We start from the raw sequence: 14915 nt of genomic DNA on the forward strand, positions 1-14915 counted from the left end.
CAAGCTGTGCCGGTGGCAGAGCGAGTGCGGGTCCGTGAGATCGAAGTCAGGGTAGGGCGGCCTGGGCCGGGGCGGTATGGGGTCAGCGCCCTGCCGCTGTCGCGAAGTGCACTTGTGCGCGCCGGAATTGATGTGCGGCCGGGGCCTTCCGCTGACCCGGGCCAGCAGCTTCCCATCCCAGGCCGCTCCCCATCCGGGCTACGTGGCGGCCGGGAGGGGTTCCGTGAGGCGGTCCAGCCGGTTGTGGTTCAGCTCAGGCGGTGGCTAAGGAGGGCGAGACCAGCCCCGGCGGCCCGGTGCTGGTAGGCGCGCAGTCCCGGGGCGCCGGGGGGTGCGGGTTTGCGAGCGTTGTGGTGCCAGTGGCCGGTGAGTGCGGCGAGGAACGCGGTGGTGGTGTCGGGGTTGCTGGCGGTGGCGGGGTGGTCGCGGAGCAGGCGTGCGATGTCTGCGGGCGTGTGTCCGGCGAGGATGAGTTGCGGTGCGAGGGAGGCGGCGTCGATGCAGGCCGGGCCGGTGGTGGCGTGTGCCCAGTCCACGAAGGTCACGCCGCGGGCCTGGTCGTGGACCATGTTGTCGGCCCGCAGGTCGCCGTGGACGATGCGGTCGCCGTGGGCGAGGGCGGGCCAGGCCGCTTCCAGTTCGGCGAGCTGCGGCAGGCGGTCACGGGCAGCGGGGGCGAGGTCGGTCGGCGGATCGGAGATGAGTTCGTCCCAGCCGTGCAGGGCCGCCGCCGTGGACGGCATGGTGCTCACCGCTGCGGCGTACGGCGCCGGGGCGGGGCTGGAAGTCAGTTTGTCCAGGAGGGCCAAGGTCTGCCCGACGTCGCCGGACGCCGGGGACAGGTCGGGGTGCGGTCCGTCCAGGTGGGCGATGACGACGGCGGTCCAGCCGGCGGCGCGGTGGATCCCCAGCAGCTCCGGGGCCGGAGCCCCGGAAGGCAACGCGTCCAGGACTGCGGCCTCGTGGACGTTGGCGGCGGTCAGCGGGTCGTCGTCGGGGGCCGCTTTGACGAAGACCCGTCGGCCGTCGGCCAGAGTGAGCGCGGCGGCGAGCTGGTGGCCGAAGCCGCCTGCGGGGGTGACCGTGTCGGTGACGGGTGCGCCGAGGGCGTCTTCGAGGCGGGCGCGCAGCGGCAGGGGGACGTCGGTCCATTGCAGACGGCCGCTGGTGGGCGGTACAGGCATGGGGGCAGCTTTCAGAGGTCAGGGATCGGTGGCGGGGTGATGGGGGTGCGCGCCGAGCCGGACCGCGAGTCGGGCTGAGGAAGGGGTTCCTCAGTGCTCCAGCTCGGCGCCGGGCGCTCGTCGCCGCATCACGCGCATTCGCCTGTGTCCTCTGGGGTGTGGGGGTGGAGGGGAACCCGTTGCGGGTTCCCCTCCACTGTAGTGGGGCTACTGCATCACGCGTTGTCGATTGGGGGCAGGTGGCGCAGGAGGGACGGTCCGATGCTGGTGGGCGCGGGCAGGAGGTGGCTGGCTCCGGCCGCGCGGAGAGCGGCGGGAGGGTGCCAGCCCCAGACCGCTCCGAGCGCAAGGACTCGGGCGGCGCGGGCCGCGGTCATGTCGGTGGGGCTGTCCCCGATGAATACCGCGTGCTCCGGGCCGACGTTCAATCGGCTCAGGGCGAGGTGTAGCCCGTCGGGGGCCGGTTTGGGTGGCGCGTCCTGCCGGGTGACGATGACGTCCAGCAGTTCGGACAGGGCCGGCGGCAGCAGCCACCGCAGGCGGTCGGGGTCCTGAACCGTGACCGCGCCCGTGGCCGTGCCCTGTGCGCGCAGGGCCAGCAGGCCGGAGAGCACCCCGGGGAACGGCTGGACAGAGTTGGCGGACATGGCGCCGTCCCACCAGCGATCGCACGCGTCGTCGGGGTCGGCGACGTCCAGGAACGCCAGGACCTCGCAGCGGGGGCGGCGCAGAGCGCCGGGCGGAAGGTCACCCGGCATCACACGACGGCCGGTTGCACAGGTGGCGACCCCCGCGAGGGTGGCCCGCACCGCGGCGGCGCTGTCCAGCAGCACTCCGTCCAGGTCGAACAGCGCCGCTCGCCGGGTGGCCGTCACCGCGCACTGTCCGGGTCACGGACCAGGGAGCGCAGGAGCAGATGGTGGCTGGCGAGCAGGGCGGTGGCGCCCGTGTCCCGATCGAGGACGCATAAGGCCGTGCCGACCCTTGCGCCGCCGATCCGCAGCAGACGGGCGCTGCGCAGGAGACTGACGCCGCTGCGGGCGGTGTCGTCCAGCAGGACGGTTCGCCGGCCTTCCAGGCCGGTGCCCTCGATCTGTTGCCATGTGCCGTGTTCCTTGGGGGCCGGGCGTAGGAAGGCGGCGGGCAGGCCGGTGTGCAGGGACACCGCCGTGACCAGCGGGATGCCGGCCAGCGCCGGACCGGCCAGGACCTCGGTGTCGGCGGGCAGCAGGTCCGCCAGCGCGGCCGCGGTCTCCGTCAGCAGCTGCGGGTCACCGGCCAGCCGGTAGGGGTCGAAGTAGGTTTCGAGCGTGCCGCCGTCCGGCAGCCGGTAAGGGCCCAGCCGGTAGGCGACGGCGGCGATCTTCTCCGCGAAGAGGACGGTGGACGGAGTCACTGCTCGCACCGCCCGGCGTCGAGGGTCTTGAGATCGGCGGCGAGCGCTTCGGCGTCGGGAAGTTCCCGCAGAAAGCCCAGGGGCCGGGTGGGGCTCTCGGTCAGCCATCCCTCCGCTCGCAAGATCGCGCTCAGACGGCACACGGCGGGCCCGAGCAGCCGCACGGGAAGGGGGCGGATCGTGGTGGCGTAGTACAGGGCGGCGGTGAGTTCGTGCAGCGTGCCGACCCCTCCGCCCATCGCGACGACCAGGTCCGCGTCGTCGAGGTATGCGTGCAGCCGGGCCCCCATGGTCGGGGCGTACACGGTGGTGGTGACGTGGGGGTTGAGGGCTCCCCAGTCGGGGCGGTCGGCCAGCGTGACGGCGGTGACTGGCGCGCCGTGGCGTGCGGCGCCGCGCGCGGCGGCCTCCATCAGCCCGTTGTAGCCGCCGTGCTTCAGGGCGTATCCGGCGCGGGCGAGTGCGGCGCCGGCGGCCTCCGCCAGGGGTTCCTCGCCGTCCGGCGGTACAACTCCGGCGAACAGGGCCGCGGTCAGGTCGGTGCTGTTCATACGAGTCCTTCCTCGTGCTGCTGGTAGGCGCGGTACGCGGTGATCTCGTCGGCCAGCGAGTCGACGGCGTGCGGGGCGATCCGCTGCGCAAGGCGCACGATGCGGTTCAGGGCCTCGTCCGCCTGCGCCACGTTGGGGACCGGCGGGCTGGTCAGCGCGTCCGTCAGCTCCGCCAGGCACTCCCGCCCGATCGTCGTACGGCCCACCTCGTCGGGCAGGTGGTACCAGCCGTGATGCCGGGAGTGCGGCACCAGCGCGGTGCGGATCACGTCCCGGCACGTTTCGTGCAGCTGGTGCAGGAGTCCGTAGGCGATGTACTCCTGGCCCCGCAGGACGCGTTTGCGGAGCATCGCGTGCAGGACCATCGCCTGTACCAGCAGCGTCGAGCAGTTGTCCGGCGTGGCTGCCGTACGGGCCAGCTCTGCCACCGTCTCCCCCCGGGCCCCCGCGTTCACGTCCGGGCCGGTGTCCGCACGGGTCTCCTGCCAGAGCAGGCGCGGGCCGATCCGGCGTCGCAGCGCGTCCACTGCGCTGGCCGGGCAGAGGTAGAGGTCCAGCTGGAGCAGGTGCCCGTCGTGCGGCAGCAGGTAGACGAAACCCGCGCCGCCCAGGTCGCCGACGATGGTGTCCCGCCAGCCGGGCAGCAGCGCGCCGAACTCGGTGGACATCACCGCGTCCAGACTTCCCATCAGCGCCGGGAGCCGTTCGTCCCGTACGGCGACGACCAGGTCGACGTCGGACAGCCGGTCTGCCGTCCCGGTTGCCAGGGAGCCCCTCACGAGCAGCTGCGTCACCGCCTGCACACCGGACAACGTCTGCACCAGATCGGCCAGCACCGTCAGTTGAGCGGGCCGGTGGGCGTACGCCAGTTCTTCCAGCGGCGGCAGCGGCGCCGGGGGTGTTGTCGTGGTCATACGACTTTTTCCTTCCTGTGAAAGAGACGAGGTACGGGTCAGCGGGCGAGCAGGTGCCTCTTCGCCTCCGTCCATCGGGCGGCGTCTGTGTCCGATCCGCGGTTTGTGTGCAGATCGGTGATCAGGTCGTACGCCCTGCCCTCCGCCAGCGCGTAGGCGTAGTAGGCCCGCAGCAGGACCTGCTCAGCCGAGGAGACGAACCCGAGCGAGGCAAGCTGGCTGGCCCGCTCCATCAGCCGGCCACGGTCGGCGGCCGTCATCACCGGCAGCTGGGCCGCGTCGCCCGCGCGCAGATGCGGTCGGGCGGCGAGCTTGCGGTAGGCGTCGTCGGTGTAGACGTCGGCGATCAGGTGCAGCCGGTCGGGGCCTGTGACGTTGCGGACCCCGTGGGCCTGGGAGGGCGTCAGCCGCCACAGGGAGCCGGTCGCCATGTGCACCCGGGCCCCGGCCGTGACGAGAACCGCCGACGGATTGGTGACAAGCGGGATGTGCAGGCGGTGCCGGCCGCGCTCGTGGAGCTCCGCGTAGTCGCGGTGCTCCCACAGGTAGGAGTGCGGTTCCAGTCGCGCGAGACGTACGTACATGAAGTCCAGTCCCAGTCCCGCCAGGAAGTCCTTGGTCACGGGCATGCGGTCCAGGAGGGTGGTCGGGCGGGGCCGGCCGTCGCCGATTACGACATCGTGCGGATCCCCGTCCGGGGAGTGGTTCATCAGCGAGGCGGTCCACCAGCCGCCGGACTGGTACTCCCCGTACGCGACCTTCCCCCGCGTCGGCGCCCCGAGCGCCTCCGCCCTCATCCGCTCCACCAGCGTCTCGTCCAGGTCGGCCAGCCGGGCCACCTGTTCCAGCAGCTCCGGCCCCGGGTCCGTTTTCTCCTCGCCGGCTGTTGTCGCGGCGAACGTCATCGTCCCCATGCGTCTCTCCCGACACCTCGTCCAGCGGCGGCCCGGCCGGGCCGCCGGGCTCACCACACCGCACCCGCAACCCGGGGCACAGAGCAGCGGCGTTGCGGCCGGTTGCTGCCGGTTGCGGTGGGTTGCGGTCCGGTCCCGGCGGCCTTCCCCCGCCCCTTCGCAGCCGGAAGACTGGTGGCCCGTGTGCTCGCGAAAGGGAAGCCGCCGTGACCGTGGACATCACCGCCGAACAGCACCCGCTCGCCTACCTGCTGTCACAGCGCGGGACGACCCACGAGGCGTATCTGTTCCGGGTGGCCGAGCAGCACCGGCGCATGGGATACGGGCAGATGGGCTACCGCAAGGAGAAGGCGTCCCGGTGGGTCAGCGGCGAGAACGCACCCAACCTCCGCACCCAGTTCGCCATGGCCGCACTGGAGAAGATCCCTCCCGAAACAGTTCTGGCCCACGGCTGGCCAGGCTGGCTCTTACTCGCGGTGCCCGACGACCACGCCATCCTCACCGCCCCGTGGACCACCACGGCGACCGTGCACGCACTGGAGATCGCAGGAGGTCCGATGGACCGCAGGAAGTTCCTGATCACCACATCCGTCACCCTCGGCAGCACCGTCGCCCAGTGGTCCGGAGCCACCCCCACAGGCGCATCCCCAACTGGCGGCCGACGCATCGACGACAGCACCCCCGACCGCTTCGAACGCCGCCTGGACGACCTGCGCCACCTGGACGACCAACTGGGATCCGGGGAGGTCTACGACGCCGCCCGCACCGAACTACGCCTCATCATCAGCGCGCTCAAGGACGCCTCCTACAGCGAGCGCGTCGGGCGCCGCCTGTTCGGCGCCGCTGCAGAGGCATCCAGGTCAGCCGGCTGGACGGCGTATGACAGTGGCCAGATCGCCGCCGCCGAACGCCACTACGTCACTGCCCTGCGGGCCGCCGCGAGCGCGGATGACCCGGTCGTCGGCGCCAACACGCTCGCGTTCTGGGCCATCCAGCAGTACTCGACCGGCAACCCGCGCGGCGCGATCGACCTCATCGACGCAGCCCTGGCCCAGGCCCCTCGGATCGGCTCCGCCCGCATGACCGCCATGCTCCACGCCCGAGCCTGCCGGGCCCACGCACGCGCCGGCGACACCCGGGCTGCCGACCGGGCCGCCAACGCGGCCCTGGACACCTACGCGAACGCCGGCCCGATGGAAGCGGACCCGGCCTGCGTCTACTGGTTCAACCTCGGCGAAACCCACCAGCTCCTCGGCAGCTCCGCCCTCAATCTCGGCAACCCCCGCCAAGCCCTCAAGCACTTCCAGGACGCTTCCACCGCCCATCACAGTGAGGGTGAGGCGTACAACGGCGACGAATTCCCGCGCGGGCACGCCATCTACCTCGCACGCCTCGCGGAGGCCCATCTCGCCCTCGGTGACATCGATGCCGCCGTCGACACCGCCCACACCGCCGTGGCCCGCATGGGCGGTGTCACCTCCGCCCGCGGCACCAGCACACTGAACGACCTCCGGCAGAAACTCGGACGCCGCCGCGGCGTACCCGTCGTCGCCAACTTCCTCAACTACACCGCCGACTAACGGCGTGAGCAGCCCGTCCGGCTGTGTAGCGGCGGGGAGGGCTTCTGTGAGGCCGTCCAACCGCGTGTAGAGGGCCCGTACGAGTCGGGCACGGTTCTTGGCGCAGCGGGCGGTGCGCTCCAGCGGTGCGGGCAGGCGTCCGTCGGCTTCGCGGAGGACGACTTCGGCGAGGGCGCCGCGGCCTCGCTTTCGGGCAGTGCGGCGGCGTGACGGCGCTCGGTGGGTCCTACCCCGCGTGCATCTGTCTCAGGACTCCGTGCGGGGGCGTCGCGACCGGGACCGAGCGCGCTGACTGCCCCGAGCACCGCCTCACTCCCACTCAGGCGGTGCACTGGGCGGCCGAGTGTCCCGATAGGAGGTGCTCGTAACCGGCCGGGCCTGGACGATGGCCCCGGCCTGAGGCGGTCAGGCGCCGTGCTGGGCCATCTTGTGGAGACAGCCGGCCGACAGCCTGAACTGAACAACCGAGGAAACCGGCGGGGCCGGGAGGTCGAAGACCTTCCCGGCCCCGCCGTCACAGTTCGCTGTCGAGCTCTTCAATTAATGGACGCCCTCGTCCGCGCGGCGAAATTCCCCCGGCCAAAGCGGCTGGAGGACTTCGACTTCGACAAGAACCCCAACGTCTCCCCGGAAGTCGTCGCCGATCTGAAGTCCACGTCCTGGGTCCGTGAGGGCCGTCCGCTGGTGCTGATCGGTGACTCTGGCACCGGCAAGTCCCACCTGCTGATCGGGGTCGGTACCGCGATCGCGGAGGCCGGACTGTCCGCCCGTTACATCACCACCCAGGCCCTGGTGAACGAGCTCGCCGAAGCCGAGGCGGCCAGGCGGCTGTCCTCGCTCATGGCCCGCTACACCAAGGTCGACCTGCTCTGCCTGGACGAGTTTGGCTACGCGAACCTGGACAAGAAGGGCGCCAAGCTGCTGTTCCAGATCTTCACCGAACGCGAGGAGCGCAAGGCCACCGCGGTCGCCACGAACTCCCCGTTCGCCGAGTGGGACAAGACCTTCGGCGACCGCCGGCTCTGCGCGGCCATCGCCGACCGCATTACGTTCCGCTGCACGCTGATCCAGACCGGCACCGAGTCCTACCGCTTCCAGTCCACCGAAGCCGACCGCCAGGCCACCGCACGGTCATGAGGCTCTCTGAATCCGGCTCTGACCAGACTTGCGTGAAAGCTCAGCCCGGTGACCAACTCCGTTGGTCACCCAGGGACCGCGGTTCTAATCTGACGAGGTGATGAAACCGGAGGGCAGCCTGGTGCCGCGCCCGAGCGCGCGCGTGGTGTTGCTGGACGACGCCAGTCGGCTACTGCTGTTCTCTGCCCTGAACAAGGGGGATGGTTCCGTTCGGTGGTTCACCCCTGGAGGCGGACTCAAGCCAGGCGAAAGCCACGAGCAGGCAGCCCTGCGGGAGTTGCGAGAAGAAACCGGCCTGACGAACCTCTCGCTGGGTCCGGAGATTTGGCGAGGGCGTCCGTGGACAGCGGTCCGGGGCGGCGTCGCTTATGAGGTTCGCCAGCGCTACTACATGGCCCGGACGCCTGCGTTCCAGGTCGATACCTCGGCTTTCGAGGAGATCGAGAAGGCCGCGATCACCGGGCACCGCTGGTGGACCATAGCGGAACTGGCCGCGACCTCGGATGTGCTGCGGCCGGCTGAGCTGCCGAAACTATTGGCGTCCTTGCTGACCGACGGCCCACCGAACCGGCCGATCCCCGTAGACGGCTGAGCGCACGTCCTTAAGCACACCGCCGACCAATAGCCGGCCGAACGCGAGGCCGGGCCCTGCCGAACCGCGCCTGTCAGGGACACGGACCAGCAGGACCCGGGGCAACCAAACTATCGCCAAACACCTCCGGACCACGGCGGACACTCCACATCCACAGGCGTGATGTCACCCGACAGGGGTGGCTCCCGAACCCGTTGACGATCATGGACCTGTGTCGGGCCCATCCTCGTCACAGATGGAGCAAAGTGGCTCCCAAACTCGCCGATGCAGTGGCTCCCGTTCACCCCGACAAAATCAAGCGCGTACTCGGGAAGCGTTACAGTCGCGCCCTGCGGAAATGTCCTGCCGATCTTCGTGTTCACGAGTGATCGTTATTCGGCGTTGAATCCGCCCGTCTCCGCTGCCAGAAGGCGAGAAAGTTCCGGGTCTCTAGGGTGTGGGGGTGGTCGGGTCCCAGCACACGCTCCCGGTCGGCCAGCAGAGCGGCGAACGCGTCGGCGGCCCCAGCCGCATCCCCCGCCTCCCCCAGCCAGTGGGCAAAATTCTGCCGGGCGCTCAGGGTGTGGGGGTGGTCGGGCCCCAGCACACGCTGGTCGGCCAGCAGACTGGCGAAGGCTTCCGCGGCCCCAGCCGCATCCCCCGCCTGCCCCCGCCAGTGGGCAACGTTGTACCGGGTCGTCAGGGTTTCGGGGTGGTCCGGTCCCAGCACACGCTCCTCGTCGGCCAGCAGACCGGCGAAGGCCTCCATGGCCCCAGCCACATCCCCCGCCTCCCCCCGCCAGCGCGCAAGAAGGCTCCGGGCCCTCAGAGTGCCAGGGTGATCAGGACCCTGCACACGCTCCCAGTCGGCCAGCAGACCGGCGAAGGCCTCCATGGCCCCAGCCACATCCCCCGCCTCCCCCCGCCAGCGCGCAAGGTTGTGCCGGGCGTTCAGGGTTTCGGGGTGATCAGGACCCTGCACACGCTCCCGGTCGGCCAGCAGACCGGCGAAGGCTTCCACGGCGCCAGCCACATCCCCCGCCTCCCCCCGCCAGTGGGCAAGATTGTGCCGGGCGCTCAGAGTGCTGGGGTGGTCGGGTCGCCGCACACGCTCCCAGTCGGCCAGCAGACCGGCGAAGGCCTCCATGGCCCCAGCCACATCCCCCGCCTCCCCCCGCCAGAAGGCAAGATTGTGCCGGGCCGTCAGGGTTTCGGGGTGATCAGGACCCAGGCGGTCGTGGGCGGTGTCCGCCAGGTGTTGGAAGTGGTTGATGGCGGCAGTGACCTGGCCGCTTTCGCCGAGACTTTTGCCGGTGCGGTAGAGAACCGGGTGGGCACGGGGGTGCCACAAGGTGTCCTCGGCCTGGCTGGTGAGGGCTTCCGCGTTGGCGCGCAAGGTCCCGGCAAGAGTGGTATCTCGCTCAACCTGGGGCCAGGCATCGGTCAGGGCGTTGGCAGCGGCGCGGGCGAGCTGTTTGTGTTGGTTTGTCGGCATGGTGTCGCGGACGGTGCGTTGGATGAGGTTGTGGACGCGTACTGCCTGGTGTGGGGTGGTGGGGGTGTGGCCGATCAGGCTGAGCCGGTGCAGACACCGGAGCGCGTCGGCCGCGTCCTGCATGCTGACCTGTGGCCCTCGTCTACGCCTTCGCCAGCGCCCTCTCTTGCTGGGGTGCTGGCCTGGGGTGCGGTGTTTGGTGAGGTATTTCAGGGCCGGGGGTGCGGTCAGGACGGGGGCGGGGATGCCGTTGGGGTCAAGCATCGCGGCTAGTTGGAGCATGGGGCGTGCCAGACCTGCCGGGCCCAGGCGGTCGGCGCGTTCGATGGACAGGGACCAGGCTGCGGCGGCTGTGGTGGTGTGGTCGTCGGGAAGTGCGTCAGGTTCGGGCAGGGCGTCCGTGAGTGTGCGGGCGCGGTCGGTCAGTAGTTGTCGGTAGGTGGCGCAGTCGGTGCCGGTGTCGGTGAGGTAGGCGGCGGCCTGGGCAAGGGCCAGTGGCAGGTGTCCGAGGTCGGCGGCCAGGGCGGTGAGTTGGCCGGCCAGTTCGTGGCGGTGGTGCGCTGTCAGGGTGGTGGTCAGGTAGGTGGTGGCTTCGTCGGGGGTGAACAGGCCGATGGTGACCAGTCGTCGGTCGGGGCCAGTGAGGGTGGTGTCGCGTCGGCGGGTGGTGATGAGAGTTCGGCCGGAGGGGTTGGTGGGGGGCCACAGGCCGCGTAGGTCGGCCGGGTCGGCGAGGTCGTCCAGGACGATCAGCCATCGGCACGGTTGCGTGCTGGGTTTGGGTTCGAGCCAGGCCAGGAACGTCTTCGCGGCCTGTTCCGGGTCCTGCGGGTCTGCGCCGAGGACCTCGGTGCCGGCCTGTGCGTACCCGGCCACGATCGCCGGGCGGGTGCTGGCGGTGATCCATACCAGTACGTCGGCCCCGCCGGATTCCCAGGTGGCGCGGGCGTGGTCGGCGGCGAGCTGGGTCTTGCCGACTCCGCCGGTTCCTGTCAGGACCTGGCACAGTACCGCCGTGCCTCCGCCGTCGACCGCTGCCCGCAGCTGTTCGGCCTCGGGCCGGTGCTGGAAGGACTGCGCCCGGGGCGGGATCACACCTACCTGGTGCGGCCAGGATGCCCGTTCCCGCGGGGCGGTTTGCTGCACGACGGTCAGTTCACCGACGTGCCCGCTGATCGCGGTACCGCCTGTGGAGGCGGTGGCGTCCCCGGTCCGCGATACCTGCACCGGGCCCTGGGGTGGAGGGCCAGCGGGCTCGGGGGCCGGTCCGCGGTAGCCGGTCAGCGCGGTTCCCCCACCGTGGGCCTGGGCGTCGCCGGTGTCCGTGACCTCCACCGCCCGTGTCGGTACACCGCCCCCTGCCTCGGGACCGGCCTCATCGGGGCTGGTCACATCGGGGCCGGGCGTTGAGCGGCGCTTCCAGAACCTCATGGCAGAAAGGAGTCTTCCTCTCGTGGATTGCTGCGGGATCCGGGGGGTCAGCTGTAGTCGATACCGGTGCCAGCGCTGCTGCCGGGTCCTTGCGCGGTGGCGTCCCCGGTCCGCTCCGCCTTCGCCGACCCGGTACCCGCGCCGCCGGGGCGCCGTACACCGGTGTGAGCCGTACCGCCGTCAATTCCGTCGGCCTTCCCAGTATCAACGGCCGAATCCGCCGGCCCCGGAACCGGGGTCGGTGCCGGTGCCGGTGCAGGCGGGCGTTGGAGTAGCGCCCAGACCAGGGCGGCGATGCCGGTGGCGGCCTGCACCGAGGCGCCGACCAGCTGACCGGTATCAGGGCTGTCCAGCAGCCAGACCAGCGGCGTCGACACCACACCGGCCACCCCGACCACCATGACCGTGATCTTCCAACCCCGCGACATGCTCACCCCTCCCCTGTCCACCACCCGACAACGCGTCAGCCCCCAGCGTCACGTGAGGCTTTCACTGATAGCAAGCACGCGTGCCCGCCGCCATCGGTTTCAACGACCAGGCCGGCAGTGTGCGGCGCCAGGGCCGGAAGGTCCCCTCGCTTCGATGCGGCATGGACCTGGTGAATCCGGCTTCCGCCTCGATGTCCCTCAACTGCCTTTCAGCCGGCTGTTGACCTGGCATGGGTCGCTGCGAAGCCGCCAGGCTGGCGGGCAGCGATGCTTCCCAGTCGGGTTTCGTGCTTGGTTGGGGTGTAGGAGCACTGGGCCGTTACGGTCTCAGTAGAGCTGACGGCGCGTCGGCTTCTTGATTCTTGAGTCTTGAACTGCTTTGTCCATGTGGTCTGTTGCGGGAAGGTCGGTGAGCTTTGTGGCTTCGGCGGGGGTGGCGCGGGTGTGGGTGTGGGTGACGGCGGTGGTGGCGTTTCTGGGGACGGTGGGGCTGGTGTTGGTGGCGGTCCTGGCTGATCTGGATACGGCTGGTCAGGCTGCGAGCGTGGTGGGTTCGGTGGTCGGGCTGGTGGCGTTGCTGGTGTCGGTGGTCGCGCTGTTTCGTGGTGGTGGATCCGTGGGCGGGCGTCGGGTGCGTGGTGGTCGTGGTGCGGTTGTGGCCGGTGGTGACATCACGGGCTCGGCGCTCGGGAAGGACTCGAAGGTGACCGGTGCCCGTACTCCGTCGAGGAGGGGTTCCTCGCGGCGGGACGGGGATGATGTGCGGGCCGGGCGGGACGGGGTGGCGGCTGGTGGCGACATCACCGACAGTGCCCTGGGTGAGGGAAGCGAGCGGTGAGCCTGTTCCCTCGGGCCCGTCGCGGGGGTAAGACCGGCGAATCTGGAGACGGTGCGGCTCCCTCAGGGGCGGGGGCGGCGCGCCGGGTGTCCGCCGGGGCGGGTTCGGTTGCGGCTGGCGGGGCGATCACTGGTTCTGCGCTGGGTGACAACAGCCGGGTCACGTATGTCGACAAGCAGTTCGTGGCGCAGAACGAAGTGCTGGTGGGGTGGCCGGTGGTGGTGGGGACGGTGCCGGTGCTGGCGTCCGCGTTCCAGCCGCGCGAGGTACTGCGTCAGGCGGTCGACGAGGCCCGCGGGCACGGCCGGAGCGTCGTGCTGGCGAGCGATACCCCGCTCGGTGAGCGGTCGCGGTCCGGTACGCGTGCGTCTGTGCAGGTGATGTCGGGCGGTGGCGGGGTGGGCAAGTCGCAGCTGGCCGCCGCCTACGCCCGTGAAGCGCTCGAAGATGGCGCCGATCTGGTGGTGTGGACGTCGGCGAACGATATCCAGCAGGTTCTGACCGTCTATGCGCAGGCCGCTGCGCTCGTGCAGGCGCCCGGCCTTACCGGCACGGACCTGGAAGCGGACGCACGGGCTTTCCTGAGCTGGCTTGCGGCCACCGACCGCCGGTGGCTGGTCGTCCTGGACAACATCACCGATCCGGATGAGATCGAGCCCTGGTGGCCGGACAGCCAGCGCGGCACCGGCTGGACCCTTGCCACCACCCGCCTCAAGGACCCGCGCCTGACCGGAGGCGGCCGGGCCCGCATCGACGTCGACGTCTACACCCCGGCCGAGGCAACCGGCTACCTCATCGCCCGCCTCGCCCACGACCGCAAAGCCCACCTGGCCGACCACCGGGCCCCGGCCCTCGCCGAGGCACTCGGACACCTGCCGCTGGCGCTGGGACACGCCGCCGCCTACATGCTTCGCGAGAACACCTCCTGCAGCACCTACCTGGAACAGTTCACCGACCGCGCCACGCACCTGGACAAGGTTCTGCCGCACTGGGCGGACACCGAACGCTACGGCCGGCAGGTCACCACCACCCTGCTCCTCGCTCTCGACGCCACCGACCAGGACCCCCACGGCCCCCTGGCCCGCGCCGCCCTCCGCATCGCCGCCTACCTCGACCCCGCCGGACAACCCGCCGCCCTGTGGACCACCAACGCCTTCCTCACCTATCTCACCCACCAGCAGCCCGCCGCCGTCCCAGCCCGACGGAAGCTCAGCCTGCGCCGCCGGCGCACAAACGCGGCACGGACCGTCACGGGTGACGAGGCAGCCGCGGCGCTGCGGCTCCTCGACCGGTACGGACTGATCACGTACGACTCCACCGACAACCCCCGAGCGGTGCGTATCCACGCGCTCACCGCCCGGGCCGTACGCGAGACCATCCCTCAGGACCAGCAGCCGACGACCGTCATCACCGCCGCCGATGCCCTCGTCGAGATCTGGCCAGACTCTGACCACGCCCAGCGCGAACTGGCCGGCACACTACGCACCAACACGGACTCACTCACCACCCATGCCGGAGAGTCCCTATGGACGCCCGACGCCCACCCTGTGCTCTACCGCGCGGGAGCAAGCCTCCTCAATGCTCACCTGCACAGCGCTTCCTCGACGTACTGGGAACAAATGGTCGCCGACTGCGAGCAGCTGCTGGGCAACGAACACCCCGACACCCTGAACGCCCGCGCCAACCTCGCCACCTCCTACCGGCAGGCCGGGCGCACCAACAACGCCATCGAAATTGAAGAACACGTCCTCACCGAGTACGAGCGACTACTCGGCAACGAACACCCCGATACTCGTTCTGCTCGTGATGTGCTGTCCCGGTGGCGGTCGGCGGGGGATGGTCTTGGGGAGTCTCCGTTATAAACGGGGCCGCTCGGTTCGTGCAGGCGGTGGCGCCAGGCGGGAGTGTCCGTGCGATCCACCGACGGCGGGCGGACGGCCGCGTTCGAGTCCGTGGCCGGGCCTCCAACTGTTCCGGCCGATCCGAGCGCGGTGGCGGAGCTCTTGCCTGAGCGCTGTCCCCCACATCGCGCTCGCGGTCACCCTGGCCAGCGCCGACCTGGACTGATCGGCAGCCCCTGCACCTCCACTCGCCAACCGGGCCAGCATCCTCGGACAACGGTTGCCTCGGCGTCGCCCCCTGACCAGCAGTCAGGCACGGGCACCCTCACCGCATCCGGGTCACAGTGAGGGTGCCGTGCCGGCCGGACCCGGCCAGCACCTCCACAACCAGGTCCGTCTCCACCCGTGTGTACGGCTCGCCCTCTGCCCGCCGCTCCCCCACCACCGCCGCGCCACTCAACGCCTCACCGACACGAGCCGCAAGAACGGGCTCCAGGCGCGCGGACACCCGGGCCAGCCCGCCCTCGTCCCCCACCGCCAGGACCAGATGATGCGGCCTGAGCCAGGGGCCGGTGAACCCCAGCACCAAGGCGTCAACCGTGTCCGCGTGCCGAACTTTCACCCTTAACTGCACC

Annotated in this window: 14 protein-coding genes; 5 read left to right on the forward strand and 9 right to left on the reverse strand. The window is 70.6% G+C overall.

What is annotated here, in order from left to right:
* Nucleotides 1-248: 248 nt before the first annotated feature.
* The 6 genes from OG978_RS41815 to OG978_RS41840 all read right to left on the reverse strand — a co-directional run bounded on the left by OG978_RS41815 (nt 249) and on the right by OG978_RS41840 (nt 4959).
* Nucleotides 249-1184: a phosphotransferase family protein gene (locus tag OG978_RS41815; RefSeq protein WP_326770334.1), complete on the reverse strand. Its 936-nt coding sequence runs from the start codon at nt 1182-1184 to the stop codon at nt 249-251.
* Nucleotides 1185-1399: 215 nt separating this feature from the next.
* Nucleotides 1400-2059 (reverse strand): HAD family hydrolase, encoded by a 660-nt coding sequence (locus OG978_RS41820; RefSeq protein ID WP_326770335.1) that lies wholly within the window; start codon nt 2057-2059, stop codon nt 1400-1402.
* The gene (locus OG978_RS41825) at nt 2056-2580 is read right to left on the reverse strand and encodes an orotate phosphoribosyltransferase (RefSeq protein ID WP_326770336.1); all 525 of its coding nucleotides are present in this window, start codon (nt 2578-2580) and stop codon (nt 2056-2058) included. The genes OG978_RS41820 and OG978_RS41825 overlap by 4 nt, the downstream gene beginning before the upstream one ends.
* The gene (locus OG978_RS41830; protein WP_326770337.1) at nt 2577-3131 is read right to left on the reverse strand and encodes an LOG family protein; all 555 of its coding nucleotides are present in this window, start codon (nt 3129-3131) and stop codon (nt 2577-2579) included. The genes OG978_RS41825 and OG978_RS41830 overlap by 4 nt, the downstream gene beginning before the upstream one ends.
* Nucleotides 3128-4045 (reverse strand): nucleotidyltransferase domain-containing protein, encoded by a 918-nt coding sequence (locus OG978_RS41835; RefSeq protein ID WP_326770338.1) that lies wholly within the window; start codon nt 4043-4045, stop codon nt 3128-3130. Before OG978_RS41835 ends, OG978_RS41830 begins: the two co-directional genes overlap by 4 nt.
* A gap of 38 nt (nt 4046-4083) precedes the next feature.
* Nucleotides 4084-4959, reverse strand: a complete 876-nt coding sequence (locus OG978_RS41840; RefSeq protein WP_326770339.1) for an aspartyl/asparaginyl beta-hydroxylase domain-containing protein — start codon at nt 4957-4959, stop codon at nt 4084-4086.
* Nucleotides 4960-5165: 206 nt separating this feature from the next.
* On the opposite strand from OG978_RS41840, the gene OG978_RS41845 reads away from it, so the two are divergent.
* The 3 genes from OG978_RS41845 to OG978_RS41860 all read left to right on the forward strand — a co-directional run bounded on the left by OG978_RS41845 (nt 5166) and on the right by OG978_RS41860 (nt 8268).
* Nucleotides 5166-6539 carry a transcriptional regulator gene (locus OG978_RS41845; RefSeq protein ID WP_326770340.1) on the forward strand — a complete coding sequence of 458 codons (1374 nt, stop codon included), beginning with the start codon at nt 5166-5168 and terminating at the stop codon, nt 6537-6539.
* Between the two features lie 429 nt (nt 6540-6968).
* Nucleotides 6969-7676 (forward strand): IS21-like element helper ATPase IstB, encoded by a 708-nt coding sequence (gene istB, locus OG978_RS41855; protein WP_326771046.1) that lies wholly within the window; start codon nt 6969-6971, stop codon nt 7674-7676.
* A 100-nt stretch (nt 7677-7776) separates the two neighbouring features.
* Entirely contained in the window at nt 7777-8268 is a 492-nt protein-coding gene (locus OG978_RS41860; protein ID WP_326771047.1) for an NUDIX hydrolase, read from the forward strand.
* 358 nt (nt 8269-8626) lie between these two features.
* Here OG978_RS41860 and OG978_RS41865 read toward each other — a convergent pair whose 3' ends face one another.
* Both OG978_RS41865 and OG978_RS41870 read right to left on the reverse strand, forming a co-directional pair.
* Nucleotides 8627-11173 (reverse strand): tetratricopeptide repeat protein, encoded by a 2547-nt coding sequence (locus tag OG978_RS41865; protein ID WP_326770341.1) that lies wholly within the window; start codon nt 11171-11173, stop codon nt 8627-8629.
* A 47-nt stretch (nt 11174-11220) separates the two neighbouring features.
* A complete protein-coding gene (locus OG978_RS41870) occupies nt 11221-11601 on the reverse strand; it encodes a hypothetical protein (protein WP_326770342.1) in 381 nt (126 codons plus the stop codon).
* A gap of 409 nt (nt 11602-12010) precedes the next feature.
* On the opposite strand from OG978_RS41870, the gene OG978_RS41875 reads away from it, so the two are divergent.
* Nucleotides 12011-12439, forward strand: coding sequence for a hypothetical protein (locus OG978_RS41875; RefSeq protein ID WP_326770343.1), 429 nt, complete (start codon nt 12011-12013; stop codon nt 12437-12439).
* Nucleotides 12440-12621: 182 nt separating this feature from the next.
* Nucleotides 12622-14301: a tetratricopeptide repeat protein gene (locus OG978_RS41880; protein WP_326770344.1), complete on the forward strand. Its 1680-nt coding sequence runs from the start codon at nt 12622-12624 to the stop codon at nt 14299-14301.
* Between the two features lie 304 nt (nt 14302-14605).
* On the opposite strand, the gene OG978_RS41885 is transcribed toward OG978_RS41880, so the two are convergent.
* The gene (locus OG978_RS41885) at nt 14606-14869 is read right to left on the reverse strand and encodes a hypothetical protein (protein WP_326770345.1); all 264 of its coding nucleotides are present in this window, start codon (nt 14867-14869) and stop codon (nt 14606-14608) included.
* Nucleotides 14870-14915 lie beyond the last annotated feature (46 nt).

It is taken from the genome of Streptomyces sp. NBC_01591 (genome assembly GCF_035918155.1).
Taxonomy (GTDB): domain Bacteria; phylum Actinomycetota; class Actinomycetes; order Streptomycetales; family Streptomycetaceae; genus Streptomyces.